Below are 15,073 nucleotides of genomic sequence, written 5' to 3' on the forward strand. Positions count from 1 at the left end.
TCCGCACAGGGGCATGGGTCAAGGGCTGTCAGGGCACCCATGACCGGCTGCTGACAGTCCGTCAGGGTACAGCTAATCTGACGGGTAGTCAGCTACTGGTTCTCGGGTACGGGAGGCCTGCTGTGCGCGGTGACGTCGGGATGCGCGGTGACATGGAGTGGGGGACCGTGCCGGGGCTGGTCCGTTCGGCGGCCCGGCGGTTCGGCGGGGTCGAGGCCGTCGTCGACGGGCGTACACGGGTGTCGTACGCCGAACTGGGCTCGCGCATCGAGCGTGCGGCGGCGGCCTGTGTCGCGAACGGCGTCCGGGTCGGTGACCGCGTCGCCGTCTGGGCGCCGAACTCCCTCGACTGGATCGTCTCCGCGCTCGGCGCGGTCTCGGCGGGCGCGGTGCTCGTACCGCTGAACACCCGCTTCAAGGGCGGCGAGGCGGCGGACGTACTGGCGCGCAGCCGGACGAAGCTGCTGTTCGTCACGGGGACGTTCCTGGGGACGTCGTACGTAGCCTCGCTGCGGCGGGCGGCGGGGGCGGACGGTGGCCGATCGCGGGGGGCGGAGGCGGACGGTGGTGGTCGGCCGCGGGCGGCGGGGAACGTGGGTGAGCGGCCGGGGCCGCTGCCCGGGCTTCCGTACCTGGAGCAGGTGGTCGTCCTCGCGGACGACGCCCCCGCCGACTTCCGCATCTGGAAGGACTTCCTGGCGAGCGGCGACGGGGTCGCGGCGGCGGAGGTACGGGCGAGGTCGCAGGCGCTGACCGGCGACTCCCCGTCCGACCTCGTCTTCACCTCGGGCACGACGGGCCGCCCCAAGGGCGCTGTGATCACCCACGCGCAGACCCTGCGGGCGTACGGGGTGTGGTGCGAGCTGGCCGGTCTCCGGCAGGGCGACCGCTATCTGATCGTGAACCCCTTCTTCCACACCTTCGGCTACAAGGCGGGCGTGATCGCCTGCCTGATGCGGGGCGCGACGATGATCCCGCAGCCCGTGTTCAACGTGGAGACCGCGATGGCCAACGTGGCGGCCGAACGCGTCTCCGTCCTCCCCGGTCCGCCGACCCTCCACCAGTCCCTCCTGGACCACCCCGCCCGCGACGACTACGACCTGAGTGCCCTGCGCCTGGTGGTCACAGGCGCGGCCGTCGTCCCGCTCCGCCTGGTCGAACGGCTGCGCGCGGAACTGCGCGTGGACACCGTCCTGACGGCGTACGGCCTCTCCGAGGCGAGCGGCATCGTCACGATGTGCCGGCGCGGGGACGAGCCGTCGGTGATCGCGTCGACGTCCGGCCGGGCGATCCCCGGGACGGAGGTGCGGGTCGTCGGCCCCTCGGGTACCGCCCTGCCGGCCGGGTCACCCGGCGAGGTCGTCGTCCGGGGCTTCAACGTCATGCGGGGCTACTTCGAGGATCGGGCCGAGACCGCGCGGACGGTGACCGAGGACGGCTGGCTGCGCACGGGTGATGTCGGGGTCCTCGACCCCGAGGGCAATCTGCGGATCACCGACCGCCTCAAGGACATGTTCATCGTCGGCGGCTTCAACGCCTACCCCGCCGAGATCGAGCAACTGCTGGGCGTGCACCCCGATGTGGCCGACGTCGCCGTCATCGGCGTCCCGGACCCCCGCCTCGGCGAGGTCGGCAAGGCCTACGTGGTACGCCGCCCGGGGTCCCTGGTGACCGCCGACGACCTCATCGCCTGGTCCCGCCGTGAGATGGCCAACTACAAGGTGCCGAGGGCGGTGGACTTCGTACCGGAGCTGCCGCGGAACGCGAGCGGGAAGGTGGTGAAGGGGGAGTTGCGGGGGCGCTGAGGGGCCGGGGCGGGTGCCCCGTTCCGGTCATGCGCGGTTCAGTGACTCCAGGGCGGCGCGGTGGAGGTCGCGGATCTCGTCCATGGCCTCGCGCCAGGCGGGGTCGTCGTGGTCGGCGGTCCGTGCGGTGTGCTCGGCGGCGTGCAGCCGGGCGGCCGACGCGGGTACCCGGGCGATCTCGACGGCCACGGCCCAGGTTTCGAGGAACCGTGTGATGGGGGCGAGGCTGCCCGAGCGCGCCGCCAGGGTGATGGCCTCGTCCTTCTGCCGCTCCATCTCCGCCAGACGGTGAGGGGCCACCCGTTCCAGGGCCCCACGCAAAGCGGGCGGTGTTCTCTCCGGCCGTGGCACGACGGTCGCGCCGGGTCCGGCATGCGCAGCGATCATCCTCGTCCTTCCCTGGCCCGTTGCCCCTGGCCCAGGTGCCCGCCGCTCCGCCGGGCGGCGGACGCCGGACACACCTCGGCCGCGGTGGCTCCCCCTCCGCGCCACCGCGGCCGATCCCCGTGGGACGGAAGTCCGGTGTGGGCCCTACTTGCCGCTGTCGAGGTCGAGGGCGGGCGGGGCGGGCATGGCGTTGTCCAGCGTGCGGATGTCGTCCGTCTTGACGGGCTCGCTCGGCATCGCGTTGTCCTGCGTGGTGGCGCCCGGGCTCTTCTTGGGCGGCGCCGGCATCGCGTTGTCCAGCGTGCGGATGTCGTCCGTCTTGACGGGCTCGCTGGGCATGGCGTTGTCCTGTGTGGTGGCGTCAGAGGCCGTGTTCTTGTCGCTCATGTCCTGAATTCCTCCGCTGTGGTGGCGAGTCAGCAAGGCCCGCCCGGAGACTCCCCCGAGGGCCACCGGACGGGCTGTTCGGAGCCGCGCCTCGATCGGTCGCGCTCCTGGTCAAACCGCCTGCCCCCCGACGCGACGGTGTGACAACCAAAAGAGTGCCGGTCCGCGATAAACGAATGCTGAACGTCTGCGACGCTCCGCACCGGACGGAGGACCGAACGGGACGGAGGACCGCACCGCCCGTGACGCACCGTGCCGTGACGCACCGTGCCGTGACGCACGGTACCGTGCTGCACCGTAAGGCATCGTGCCGTGTCGCACCGTACCGTGCCCTGCGTTTCGCTCATGCCGCCCGCGGCGTGACGAGGAGTGCGCGCACCTCTTCGGCCTCGATGACACCACCGGTCTGCTCGTACAGGCCGAGCGCGTCGCGCCAGCAGGCCCTGGCGCGGTCGGCCTGGCCCAGGCCGGAGAGAGCGCGGCCCAGGAGAGCCAGGACGTTGCCGCGCATACGGTCCCCGCCGATGACGCCCAGAGCGAGGGCCTGCTCGGCGTGCTGGGCTGCCCGAGCGGGGTGGTTCGCGGCCAGATGGGCCTCGGCGATACGGAAGTTGGTCACGCCCGCCCACAGCCGCTGCCGGTGATCGCGGAAGATGTGCAGCGCGTCGGAGAACTGGCTGAGCGCCTCCGCGTGCCGGCCGGCCCTGGTCAGCGCGATCCCCAGGGTGAAGTGGCCGTTGGCCAGACGCATCGTCCGGCCGATCTCCAACTGGGCGGCCAAACCCTGCTCGGCGATCTCGACGGCCTTGGCGATGTTGCCCATGCCCAGGTGGGCGCGGGAGAGGTTGCACAGGCTGAGCGCCACGCCGGGCCGGTTGCCGGCCGTGCGGTAGCCCTCGATGGCCTGCTCCAGCAGTGTCTTGCCGTCCGCGTACCGGCCCTGGTGCAGGGAGATGATGCCCCTGTCGTTGGACACCCAGCTGATCGCACGGTCGTCCCGCACCGAGGCCGCCAGGCCCATGGCGAGCCGGGCCTCTTCCTCGGCCTGCTGGATACGGCCGGACACCAGCAGCACATTGGTGAGAGTGGTCCGTGCCCGCCCCTCCGCCCGCGCGTCCCCCGCCGCCCGTGTCGCGTCGCACATCGCGCGCGCCGTCGTCTCGTACTGGTGGGAGTTGGCGCCGGACTCGGTGAGGTCCTTGGCCGCCCAGAGCAGGTCGACGGCGCGGCGCAGCCGGTCGGTGCCGGCGGACTGCCGTACGCAGGCCAGCAGACAGGCCGCCTCGCTGTAGAGCCAGTCGAGGGCGGCGGAGCCCTCGGTGAAACGCAGGCCGGGGTACTCGGTGGGCTCCAGATGGTCCACCAGCCGGTCGCCGGGCCGTTCGATCGCGTACACCTCCGCCGCCGTCGCCAGATAGAAGTCCAGCAGCCGTGACATCGCCCCGGCCCGTTCGCCCGTCGGCTGCTCGCCCGTCGGCCGCTCGTCGCGTTCGGCGCACGCACGCGCGTAGAGGCGGACGAGGTCGTGGAAGCGGTAGCGGCCGGGGGCGGCGGATTCCAGGAGCGAGGTGTCGACGAGGGCCTCCAGGAGGTCCTCGGTGTCCTCCGGCGGCAGATCGAGTACGGCGGCCGCGGCGGCCAGCGAGATGTCCGGGCCGTCCGCGAGACCGAGGAGGCGGAAGGCGCGGGCCTGGGCGGGCTCCAGCTGGCCGTAGCCCAGCTCGAAGGTGGCCTTCACGGCCAGGTCACCCGCCTGGAGCTCGTCCAACCGCCGCCGCTCGTCGGCGAGTTTCGCGGCCAGGACGGACACCGTCCAGGTTCTGCGCGCCGCCAGACGGGACGCGGCGATACGGATGGCCAGGGGCAGGAAACCGCAGGCGGCGACGACGTCGAGCGCGGCCTTGCGTTCCGCGGCCACCCGCTCCTGGCCGACGATCTTCGTGAAGAGCTGGAGGGCCTCGTCCGGGGACATGACGTCCAGATCGACGAGGTGGGCGCCGGCCAGGTCCACCATGCGCACCCGCGCGGTGACGAGGGCCGCGCAGCCCGCCGTCCCCGGCAGCAGGGGCCGTACCTGGGCGGCGTCGCGGGCGTTGTCGAGCAGCACGAGCACCCGGCGGCCGTCCAGGACCGACCGGTACAGCGCGGCCCGCTCCTCCAGCGAGTCGGGGATCGCGGAGTCGGCCGTGCCCAGCGCCCGCAGGAACGACCCGAGGACCGTCTCCGGTTCGGCGGGACGGGAGCCGGCGCCCTGGAGGTCGACGTACAACTGGCCGTCGGGGAAGGCCGACCGGGCCTGATGGGCCACGTGCACGGCGAGGGTCGTCTTCCCGACGCCGCCTATGCCCGCCAGTGCGGACACGGCCATCACCTGGCCCCCGGCGCCGGACGCCTCCGCCAGTACCTCGGTCAGATCGTCGACGAAGGACGACCGGCCCGTGAAGTCCGGCACGGTGGCGGGCAGTTGCGCGGGCCGGACGGGACCGGCGGCGGGCTCGGGCGCGAGCGGTGCGGAGGGTTCCGCGAGACCCGGGTCCGCTCGAAGGATGCGCTGCTGCAGCTCCCGCAGGCCTGGCCGCGGATCCACGCCCAGCTCGTCGGCGAGGAGGCGTCGGGTGTCCGCGTACACGGCGAGGGCCTCGGCCTGGCGGCCGCTGCGGTACAGGGCGAGCATCAGCAGTTCGCGCAGACGCTCTCGCAAGGGGTGTGCGGCGGTGAGGGCGGTCAGCTCGGACACCGCCTCCGCGTGACAGCCCTGCTCCAGGTCCATGTCCAGCCGGGACTCGACGAGTTGGAGACGCCACTCGTCGAGCCGGGCCCGCTGTGTCTCCGCGTACGGGCCGGGCACGCCGGCCAGCACCTCCCCGTCCCAGAGCCCCAGCGCCTTGTTCAGGAGCCGGCGGGCATGGCACAGATCCCCGGAGCTCTTGGCCTTCTCGGCGTGGGCGGCCAGTTCCTGCGCGACGGCGAGATCCAGCGCGCCGCCGGACAGCGACCGGATCGCGTACCCACCCGACTCGCTCACCAGCACACCGGCGGAGAGCGCCTTGCGCAGCCGCGAGGCGTACGTCCGTACGGCGGCCAGTGCCTGCGACGGCGGATCGTCGCCCCACAGCGCGTCGATCAGCTCGCTCGCGGTCGCCGTACGGCCCTCGCGCAGCAACAGGGCCGCCAGCAGGGCACGTTGCTGGGGCGAACCGGTGGCGAGAGGCTCGGTGCCGCGCCAGGCCCGCACGGGGCCGAGCACACTGAAGCGGAGTTCGGCCGAGGCTTCGGCGGGCGGTTCCGGATTCGGAGCGGCCATGGGACCCCTTTGCTCCGGTACTCGCGGCACACCGACCTCCGGCACTCCCGGTTCACCACCCATCGACGCCCCCAAGCCTCCCTGACAACCCAGCCATTTTGCCTTGTTCATGGCAGATCCGTCAGCCGTGCGAGACACCGATCACAGGGACCCACGCGGTGTGTCACCAGGCCCACACAAGCTCTCCCCGTGCGTCCGCGTCCCCGATGGCGAAGCAGGTGCATCGACGCACGGCCGACCACTTTGCTGACGGGTCGTCAGATCAGCGCTACCGTGACGCACATGGACACCATGGAGACGAGCGCCACGGATCCCGCCCCCGCCCCCACTTCCGACCCCACGTCCGCCCCCACCCCCTTCCCCAAGATCATCTCCGTCGACGACCACACGGTGGAGCCCCCGGACGTATGGCAGGACCGGCTCCCCAAGAAGTACCGGGACACAGGACCTCGCGTGGTCCGCGCGCCACTGAAGGAGATGACCTTCCTCGGCGGCCGCTTCAAGCCCGTCATGGGCGCCCCCGGCGACGACGGTCCCATCGGCGACTGGTGGGTGTACGAGGACCTGCACCGCCCCCTGACCCGCCTCGACACCGCCGTCGGCTACTCCAGGGACGAGATCAAGCTGGAGATCATCACATACGAGCAGATGCGCCCCGGCTCGTACGACGTCACCCAGCGCCTCGCCGACATGGACGTCAACCACGTCCAGTCGGCCCTCTGCTTCCCGACCTTCCCCCGCTTCTGCGGCCAGACCTTCACCGAGGCCGCCGACCGCGAACTGGGCCTGCTCGGCGTCCGGGCGTACAACGACTGGATGGTGGAGGAGTGGTGCGGCCCGCTGGCGCGGGGCCGCCTGATCCCCCTCACCCTGATCCCCCTCTGGGACGCCGAGTTGGCGGCGGCGGAGGTCCGCCGCAACGCGGCCCGAGGAGTCCGGGCCGTGGCCTTCTCCGAGATCCCCCCGCACCTCGGTCTGCCCTCCGTCCACACCGACGACTGGGACCCCTTCCTCGCGGCCTGCGACGAGACCGGCACGGTCGTGGCGATGCACATCGGCTCGTCCAGCCGTATGCCGTCCACCTCCGCCGACGCCCCGCCCGCCGTCGGCTCCACCATCACCTTCGCCAACTGCTGCTTCTCGATGGTCGACTGGCTGATGAGCGGCAAGTTCGAGCGCTTCCCCAACCTCAAGGTCATGTACGCGGAGGGTCAGATCGGCTGGATCCCGTACATCCTGGAGCGTGCGGACGTGGTGTGGGAGGAGAACCGAGGCTGGGGCGGCGTCGCCGACAAGGTCCACTGCCCACCGTCCGAACTCTTCGCCGACCACGTCTACGGCTGCTTCTTCGACGACGCGTTCGGGCTCCGCAACCTGGACGCCATCGGGGTGGGCAACGTGCTCTACGAGACCGACTACCCCCACTCCGACTCCACCTGGCCCGAGTCCCGCCAGGTGGGCGAGGCCCAGATGGCACACCTGGCCCCGGACGTGGTCGACCGGATCGTCCGCCGGAACGCGATCGAACTGCTGGGGCTGACGGAGGAGGGGCTGTGGGCGGGGCCGACGGGGTGAGGGGGTGAGGGGGTGCCTGAGGCGTGTGCCGTCGGCGCCTTCGCGGCGGGGTGGTGATCAGTTTGCCGGAGCGGTGCCGGGCTCAGTCCGGTGAAGGGGCTGTTCACCACGGCTCCGGCGCCGTGACCACGCCAGTCACCCGCTGATCGTCCCGCCCCGAAGGGGGCGGCCAAGCCGCTCGCGTAATCTCCTCAGCGCGGCGTGTGCGATGGCTGGGGGCGTATGAACAGGCAGGGCTTGCTGGGGCGCGGCGTGCGGGTCGGCCTGCTGATGGCTTGCGTTCCGGGCGTCCCCTGGGCCGCACTCGCTCTGGCGGTGGCCGCGGTGGAATTCCTCAGGGGAGGGGACACACAGCTTGCCGCCAGTAACGTGCGATACGGCGGGCTGCTCTGTGGAGGAAGCCTGCTGGCCGGTGTGCTGATGGGCTTGGTTCTCGGTGGGGGACGGGCTCTTGTGTCTCGCGTCACCACCCGCGCATGGGTACTCGCCCTCGTAGGGGCACTGCTCGGCGGGCTGGTCTTCCCGGCGGAGTTCGTGGCCGTCGCGATAGGCACGGGTGGGGCTTTGGCGCAGTTTGGGACCACTCTTCTGGCGTGGCCGGTCATGACGGTGGTGGCCGCGGTACACAGCGCCGACATCGTGGGTCGCTCCCGCACGCGCGTGTGGCTCTGGACTCCGTGGCCGACCCGGTGGCTCGGACGAGGCCGACCGCGTCCCAGAGCCTCCCTCTGACCGGGCAGCCCCCCACCACCGCCACAACGGCGGCCCGCACTCTTGTCTGACGGGGCGTCAGCTATGACCATGGATGAGGTCAGGTATACGCCGGAGAGGCAGCGACGCGGCATCACCGTCCCCACCCATCAGCCGTCCCCACCCATCAACCGTCCCCACCCATCAGCCGGGGGAGCGATCGTGCGAACACCGCTGGAAGGTCGACTGGCCTACGGGATGCAGCTCCCCGTGCAGTCCCAGAGCACCCTCTACGCCGAGCCCTGGGAGGCGGACGCCGGGCCCGAGGACCTGGTCGAGATCGCGCGGGCCGCCGATGGGGCGGGCTTCGCGTACGTCGCGAGCTGCGACCACGTGGCCATCCCGCGCCGTCTCGCGGACGCGATGGGCACGGTCTGGTACGACCCGGTCGCCACGCTCGCCTTCCTGGCGGGGGTGACGGAGCGCGTCCGCCTCCTCAGCCATGTCGCGGTCGTCGGCCTGCGCCACCCGCTCCTGACCGCCAAGCAGTACGCCACCCTCGACCACCTCTCCGGCGGCCGACTCGTGCTCGGTGTCGGCGCCGGACACGTACGGGAGGAGTTCGAGGCGCTGGGTGTGGACTTCGACCGCCGGGGAGCCGTCCTCGACGAGTGCGTGGACGCCCTGCGAGCGGCCCTCGGCCCGGACGAGTTCCCGGCCCACCACGGCAAGGCGTACGACTTCGAGGACCTGGGTCAACGCCCCCGCCCCGCACAGGACCGCGTCCCGATCTGGGTGGGCGGCTCGTCCCCCGCCGCCGTACGCCGCGCCGCCGTCCGCGGCGACGGCTGGCTGCCGCAGGGGGACCCCCGCGACCGGCTGCCGTCCCAGATCGCCCGACTGCGGCGGCTACGGGAGGAGGCCGGGGTCACCGCCCCCCTCACCGTCGGCGCGATCACCGAGCCGCTGTACGTCGGCGACCCGGGCTGGGACGTCGGCCGCCGGACCCTCACCGGCCGCCCGGAGGCCCTCGCGGAGTCGTTGCGGGCGTACGGGGCGATGGGGGTGGACCAGATCCAGGTGCGGTTCCGTAGCTGTAGCCGACCCGAACTCACGGACCAGATGGCGCAGTTCGGGGCCGAGGTGGGGCCGTTGTTGTAGGAGCCGCCCGCCCCGCGTGGAGGTTGCGACAGGGCAGGCGGCCGATGACGCAGTGCTTGCTACCGAGGTTCTGTTTCCTGCCCGGTCCGGCAACGGGGGCAGCGGCATGGCGGCCACTCGTGCGACTTGGGCAGGCGCTCGGTGTCGTGCTCGCTGATGACTGTGAGCGACCGCGCGTGGCTGTCGGCCTCGCCGTCGGGGCTGATCCGGTAGGTCCGGACGGTCAGCGTGACCGTTGAGTGGTCCCGGCTCAAGCCACCCCCCGGGGCTCGCAGCCACTCCTACCGCGGTCGCATCAGCTCCAGGTCCTCACCGCATGCGTCCAGCACCGCGCCGTGCCCGGCGCGCCGGGCCGCTGCCTCGGCCTGGGCGAAGATGTGCCGCTGTGTGGAGACGTCGCCCGTTCCCGAGATGTGGGCGACGGTGTCGAGCAGCGTGCCGGTGCCCCAGCCGGGCAGCGGGAACCGGGTCAGCTCCCACTCCAGGTACTTGTTGTAGGGGCGGGGACGGCGGTCCAGGGTGAAGAGGGTCTCCAGCAGGAACCGGACGCTGTCGGCGGCGTCGAGCCGGGCCGCGAGCGCCTGCCCGTTCGCGGTCGTGGCGCGGGCGTTACGGCCGAGGCGTTTCGCTCCCGGTGGTGGGCGAGGGGCGGCCGAACCTGTCAGACAGCTTGGCGCTTCGTGATTGAAACTTCGAACAACTTGCGCCGGAGTCACGTATGTAGGGGAGTCATGGCTTCGGCGGAAGGACACGCGAAGTGCGATCCCCCCGGCACGTCGGCACGTCCCAGTACGTAGGCACTCCCGTCTCAGCTGTTCCCGCACGCCCCTCCCGTGTCCCGGCACACCCACCCCACCTGCCGGACGCGTCGTCCCAGGGCCTGTCCGTCGCGCTCGCCTGTGCCGAAAGGGAGTGGCCGCACGACGACTGGCCGGCCCCCGACGACCGGTACGTGAGCAGCGCGCTGCACATCCCGCCGCCCTATCGCGCGCTCCGGGAGACCGAGGCGGATGTCGTGGTCCTGCGCTGCGAGGACCCGTCGGTCTCCTTCGCGGAGCTGCTGAAGGCCATGGGCTCCATGAGCGCTCCGGTGATCGTCGTCAGCCCCCGCCGGGACGCCGAGGTGGTGGTGGAGGTGTTCCGCGGCGGGGCCGGCTATTTGGTCGAGGGCGACTACTGCACCTGCATGCTCTCCTCGGCGGTCATGGCCGCCACGGTCGGCCACACCTACTTCTCGCCCGTCGCCTGCGCCGCCGTCCGGGACGCGGCCAGGCGTCTGCCGGACCACGGGGAGGCGATGGAGCGACTGCGCTCGCTGCTCTCGCCCCGCGAACGCCAGATCATGGAACTCCTCTCCACCGGCCTCAGCGCCCAGGAGATCGGGCTGCGCCTGCGGCTGAGCGAGAAGACCGTCCGCAACAACCTCAGCAACATCTACGCCAAGCTGGACGCCCGCGGCAACACGGACGCGGTGCTGAAGTGGCTGGGAGCCGCACAGGGCGACCCCATTGGATTGACCGCACGCTGACCTGGCGTGCACGGAAGAAGCCCCCGCGTGATGCGCGGGGGCCGGTCGTGTTCCGGTCGTACTCTGCTTGCCGCTGTCCGTTGCGGCGGTCGCTGTCCGTTACGGACAGCGACCTCCCGCTATGGATATGTCGTTCCCACTACGGTGCCGGGATCTCGGACAGCGGGATTTCGACGTCCGTGACGTTCTCGCCGCCCTCGCCGAATCCGGGTTCCGCTTGCTCCGCGCGAAGGGAAGCGACGTTGCCGCTGTTCTCCCTGCCCAGCGCCGCATCCGCCTCGGGCGTGCCGCACTTCACGTTCCGCAGCCAGAGACGGCCGTCGGGGGTGCCGTTCTTCAGGAGCTGTGGATAGAAGACATGCACGGTCGCGGCGCCCTCGCTGGGAGAGAAGAACACCTTCTGGCCGTTCTGCTCTTCCTTGTACGTGGCCCTGAGGAATCCGCTCACGTCGGTGCGCTTCTCCGACCACATGAAGAACCCGACGCGGTCGGGCAACACCTTGTCCGTCCTGGAGAAGTCGAAGCCGGTCCCCTTGTCGTCACGCTTGAGGTTGATCTCCGTCGTGTTGAACTTGGCGCCGATCTCGAAGAACGAGTTCCCCAGCTTCGAGTCGGCGGCGGCGACGAATCCGTCTTCGAGCGTGATGGACCTGGTCACCGTCGCGGACACGTTGAAGGCCTTCACGCCTTCGGTCGTTGCACCGCAGTTGTCGAACGGGGTCGAGACGCGCTTGTTGGCCCCCAGGCTGTTCCTCTTGAACTGGACGTCGACGAATTCGCAGTTCTCCAGTGTCGCGGCGTCCTGCGCGCAGTCCTTCGCCACCTCGGAGGGTGTGGCGGCACCCGCCTGGTTCATCAGCGGAATGGCCACGGCGACGGCCACCACCGGGGCGAGCACGATGGTGATGCGCTTCTTCTTGCTCCGGTGATTTCCCTTGTGGCCGGGGCGTGTCATGGTGTGTCTCCTCTTGGGGGGGGAAGTGTGGGGAGTCGGAAGATGGGGGGCAGGTCCGTCAGCAGTCGGTCAGGACGGGCTTGAGCGTCCCGTCCGCGATTCCGGCCGCGCCGGCCGCTCCCGGCAGAACCACGGGTCCCTCGACGATCTCCGGCGCCGCGAAGTTCTGCTCGGGGCTGGGATTGACGGCGAAGCTTCCCGGGTCGGCGTTGATCTTCACTCGCCATTCGCCCGTCATGCGCTGCATCCTCGGCGTGAACTCCATGTGGAGGACCTTGCCCTTGGGAATCTGCCTGATTTCGCTGTCGCCGGCGGTGACCGTCTTGATGGTGAGGTCGGTCGTTCCCTTGTGCTTGAGCCAGGACCCGCTCAGGAAGCCGAAGAGCCCTCCACCGGCACCTTGTTGTGTCGCGGTGTACTTGCCCTGGCCCTGCCCCACGGTCGCTGTCCATGTGAACTTGGCCTCCGGGCCGGAGTCCACCTCGCAGTTCGGGAAGTCGACCGTGACCTTCTCCGTGGGGCCGTCGAAGAACTCGATCTCCTTCGTCTCGACGAAATCGCAGGTGTCGGATGCGAAACCGGGGCCGCCGAATCCACTGCCGCCAAAGTCCTCGAGGGACTGCTTCTTGCCGTTGAGGACCTTGGTCCTTTCGCACAGCTTTATGATCTGCTCCGGCGTCTTCTCCTCGGCGGCGCTGGCCGACGGAAGTACCACGGTGGCGATGGCGGCGACGGTCGTGACCGCCGCTCCGATCGCCACATACCGGACCTTCTTGTTCTTGAATCGCCTCTTGGCCACGCTCTGCTCTCTCCTTGAGGGGGTCTTTGCTGGGGTTCCTTCGGCTTTCCGTTGAGGAATATTGACGTTCGCTGGAGGGCCCCCGACAGGGTCAAATATCCCTACCCGCTGGTCACTTGGCGTGTTCATCGCCACACGCATCCAACGTCCCCGGCCCTTGCCTCGGGGGGTGCGTTACTGCACCTTCCGAGCCCACGACCCTTGCCTGACGGTTCGTCAGCAACCACCCTGGGTGTCGTTCGCCACGTGCGTGACGGAGCATCAGAAGCGCGGTCAACGCGCGTCCTCCACCTCCGAAGGAGACACCCATGGGCAAGCTCGACGGACGCGTCGTCCTCATCACCGGCGCCGCGCGCGGCCAGGGCGAGCAGGAGGCGCGGCTGTTCGCGGCCGAGGGTGCCAAGGTCGTCGTCGCGGACGTGCTCGACGACCGGGGGGAGAAGCTGGCCAAGGAGCTGGGTGCCCGCTATGTCCACCTGGACGTGCGGCGGGAGGACGACTGGGCTGCCGCGGTGGCCACCGCGAAGGAGGCGTACGGGAAGGTCGACGGGGTGGTCAACAACGCCGGCATCCTGCGCTTCAACACCCTCGTCGACACCCCCCTCGACGAGTTCATGCAGGTCGTGCAGGTCAACCAGGTCGGCGTCTTCCTCGGCATCAAGACCCTCGCCCCCGCGATCGAGGCGGCCGGCGGCGGGACCATCGTCAACACCGCCTCGTACACGGGGATCACGGGCATGGCGTACGTCGGCGCGTACGCCGCGACCAAGCACGCGATCGTCGGCCTCACGCGGGTGGCCGCGCTGGAGCTGGCCCGCAAGGGCATCCGGGTCAACGCGGTCTGCCCCGGCGCCATCGACACCGCGATGACCGACCCGGGTGACGAGGCATCCGCCGAGGCCGTCGACAAGCTCTACCGCAAGCGGATCCCGCTCGGCCGGATCGGCCGCCCCGAGGAGGTCGCCCACCTCGCCCTCTTCCTCTCCTGCGAGGACTCCTCCTACATCACCGGGCAGCCGTTCGTGATCGACGGGGGCTGGCTGGCCGGGGTGAGTCTGTGACCGTGCGCGGTCCGAAATGCCGGCCGTGCGAGGCCCGCTCGCGGACCGCACTCGCGGTCCGACCGCCTACCCGAGCGTTCCGCCCGCCAGATCTGACGTCTCGTCACCTATTGACGCTCCACGAGGCCGGTGGAACAGTCGGCCGTACCGAGATCTGACACATAGTCAGATAAGCCTGCCGGGTATCGCTGAGGACGGTGAACCTCCTTGGAATTCGGGCTCTTTGTACAGGGATACGTGGGCAAGCGGGCCGAGACCGACCCGCTCGCGGAGCACAAGGCGCTGATGGAGGAGACCGAGTACGTCATCCAGGCGGACAAGTCCGGCTTCAAGTACGCGTGGGCCTCCGAGCACCACTTCCTGGAGGAGTACTCGCACCTGTCCGCCAACGAGGTGTTCCTGGGGTACCTGGCGCACGCGACCGAGCGGATCCATCTGGGGTCCGGCATCTTCAACCCGCTCGCCCAGGTCAACCACCCGGTCAAGGTCGCCGAGAAGGTCGCCATGCTCGACCATCTCACCGAGGGGCGCTTCGAGTTCGGCAGTGGGCGCGGGGCCGGCTCGCACGAGATCCTCGGCTTCATCCCCGGGGTGACCGACATGAACTACACCAAGGAGATCTGGGAAGAGACCATCGCCGAGTTCCCCAAGATGTGGCTCCAGGAGGAGTACGTCGGCTTCCAGGGCAAGCACTGGTCCCTGCCGCCGCGCAAGATCCTGCCCAAGCCGTACGGGAAGTCGCACCCCGCGATGTGGTACGCCGCCGGGTCGCCGCCGTCGTACTCGATGGCCGCCCGCAAGGGGCTCGGCGTGCTGGGCTTCAGCGTGCAGAAGGTCTCCGACATGGAGTGGGTACTGGAGAAGTACAAGACGGCGATCGTCGACGCCGAGCCGATCGGGGACTTCGTCAACGACAACGTGATGGTGACGACGACCGCGATCTGCGCGCCCACGCACGACGAGGCGGTGCGGATCGCGGTGAACGGCGGGCTGCACTATCTGCCGTCGCTCGTCTTCCGGTACCACGACACGTTCCCCCGGCCGGAGGGGTTCCCCGTCTGGCCGGAGACGTTGCCCCCGTACGACGAGGAGTTCATCGAACTGCTCATCTCCGAGGAGCTGTTGATCTGCGGGGACCCGGACGAGGTGCTCACGCAGTGCAAGCGGTGGGAGCAGGCAGGGGCGGATCAGTTGAGCTTCGGGTTGCCGGTGGGGGTGCCGAAGGAGGAGACGCTGCAGACGATCCGGCTCGTGGGGGAGCACGTGATTCCGAAGATCGACACGGATCCTGTGCATCGGACTTCGCGGTTCCGAGGGGCTGCCTGAGGTGTGTAAGGCGGCCTGCGGGTGCGCGTGGGGCCGGTCGCGCAGTTCCCCGCGCCCCTGAAGACGTCCGACCGCAGCCGCATTCCTACGAGCGC

General features: G+C 70.3%; 11 protein-coding genes and 1 pseudogene. 6 read left to right on the plus strand and 6 right to left on the minus strand.

The window, feature by feature from the left end; genetic code table 11:
- Window positions 1–140 precede the first annotated feature (140 nt).
- Window positions 141–1,805 (plus strand): AMP-binding protein, encoded by a 1,665-nt coding sequence (locus tag ACFY9I_RS10435; protein WP_391000362.1) that lies wholly within the window; start codon window positions 141–143, stop codon window positions 1,803–1,805.
- Between the two features lie 27 nt (window positions 1,806–1,832).
- Here the strand turns inward: ACFY9I_RS10435 and ACFY9I_RS10440 are convergent, their stop codons facing one another.
- From ACFY9I_RS10440 to ACFY9I_RS10450, 3 genes are all read right to left on the minus strand, one after another.
- The gene (locus ACFY9I_RS10440) at window positions 1,833–2,192 is read right to left on the minus strand and encodes a DUF6247 family protein (protein ID WP_390999319.1); all 360 of its coding nucleotides are present in this window, start codon (window positions 2,190–2,192) and stop codon (window positions 1,833–1,835) included.
- A 144-nt stretch (window positions 2,193–2,336) separates the two neighbouring features.
- On the minus strand, window positions 2,337–2,579 hold the full coding sequence (locus tag ACFY9I_RS10445; protein ID WP_390999321.1) for a hypothetical protein: 243 nt from the start codon (window positions 2,577–2,579) through the stop codon (window positions 2,337–2,339).
- Window positions 2,580–2,922: 343 nt separating this feature from the next.
- Entirely contained in the window at window positions 2,923–5,883 is a 2,961-nt protein-coding gene (locus tag ACFY9I_RS10450) for a BTAD domain-containing putative transcriptional regulator (RefSeq protein WP_390999324.1), read from the minus strand.
- A gap of 282 nt (window positions 5,884–6,165) precedes the next feature.
- Between ACFY9I_RS10450 and ACFY9I_RS10455 the strand changes: the two genes are divergently transcribed.
- Together ACFY9I_RS10455 and ACFY9I_RS10460 are read left to right on the plus strand one after the other, a co-directional pair.
- Entirely contained in the window at window positions 6,166–7,458 is a 1,293-nt protein-coding gene (locus tag ACFY9I_RS10455; RefSeq protein ID WP_390999327.1) for an amidohydrolase family protein, read from the plus strand.
- A gap of 948 nt (window positions 7,459–8,406) precedes the next feature.
- Window positions 8,407–9,309: a TIGR03619 family F420-dependent LLM class oxidoreductase gene (locus ACFY9I_RS10460; protein WP_391000365.1), complete on the plus strand. Its 903-nt coding sequence runs from the start codon at window positions 8,407–8,409 to the stop codon at window positions 9,307–9,309.
- A gap of 281 nt (window positions 9,310–9,590) precedes the next feature.
- On the opposite strand, the pseudogene ACFY9I_RS10465 reads toward ACFY9I_RS10460, so the two are convergent.
- Window positions 9,591–9,899, minus strand: a pseudogene (locus ACFY9I_RS10465) (hypothetical protein); the annotation flags it as partial.
- Window positions 9,900–10,066: 167 nt separating this feature from the next.
- Here ACFY9I_RS10465 and ACFY9I_RS10470 point away from each other — a divergent pair.
- Entirely contained in the window at window positions 10,067–10,837 is a 771-nt protein-coding gene (locus tag ACFY9I_RS10470) for a LuxR C-terminal-related transcriptional regulator (RefSeq protein ID WP_390999329.1), read from the plus strand.
- A 139-nt stretch (window positions 10,838–10,976) separates the two neighbouring features.
- Here ACFY9I_RS10470 and ACFY9I_RS10475 read toward each other — a convergent pair whose 3' ends face one another.
- Both ACFY9I_RS10475 and ACFY9I_RS10480 read right to left on the minus strand, forming a co-directional pair.
- A complete protein-coding gene (locus ACFY9I_RS10475) occupies window positions 10,977–11,792 on the minus strand; it encodes a hypothetical protein (RefSeq protein ID WP_390999331.1) in 816 nt (271 codons plus the stop codon).
- Between the two features lie 58 nt (window positions 11,793–11,850).
- Window positions 11,851–12,552 carry a hypothetical protein gene (locus tag ACFY9I_RS10480; protein ID WP_391000368.1) on the minus strand — a complete coding sequence of 234 codons (702 nt, stop codon included), beginning with the start codon at window positions 12,550–12,552 and terminating at the stop codon, window positions 11,851–11,853.
- Window positions 12,553–12,899: 347 nt separating this feature from the next.
- Between ACFY9I_RS10480 and ACFY9I_RS10485 the strand changes: the two genes are divergently transcribed.
- Window positions 12,900–13,652, plus strand: a complete 753-nt coding sequence (locus ACFY9I_RS10485; RefSeq protein ID WP_390999334.1) for a glucose 1-dehydrogenase — start codon at window positions 12,900–12,902, stop codon at window positions 13,650–13,652.
- A 207-nt stretch (window positions 13,653–13,859) separates the two neighbouring features.
- A complete protein-coding gene (locus ACFY9I_RS10490) occupies window positions 13,860–14,978 on the plus strand; it encodes an LLM class flavin-dependent oxidoreductase (RefSeq protein ID WP_390999337.1) in 1,119 nt (372 codons plus the stop codon).
- The last annotated feature ends 95 nt before the right edge of the window (window positions 14,979–15,073 follow it).

Origin of the sequence: Streptomyces sp. NPDC012510 (assembly GCF_042955065.1) — a bacterium.
Lineage (GTDB): Bacteria > Actinomycetota > Actinomycetes > Streptomycetales > Streptomycetaceae > Streptomyces.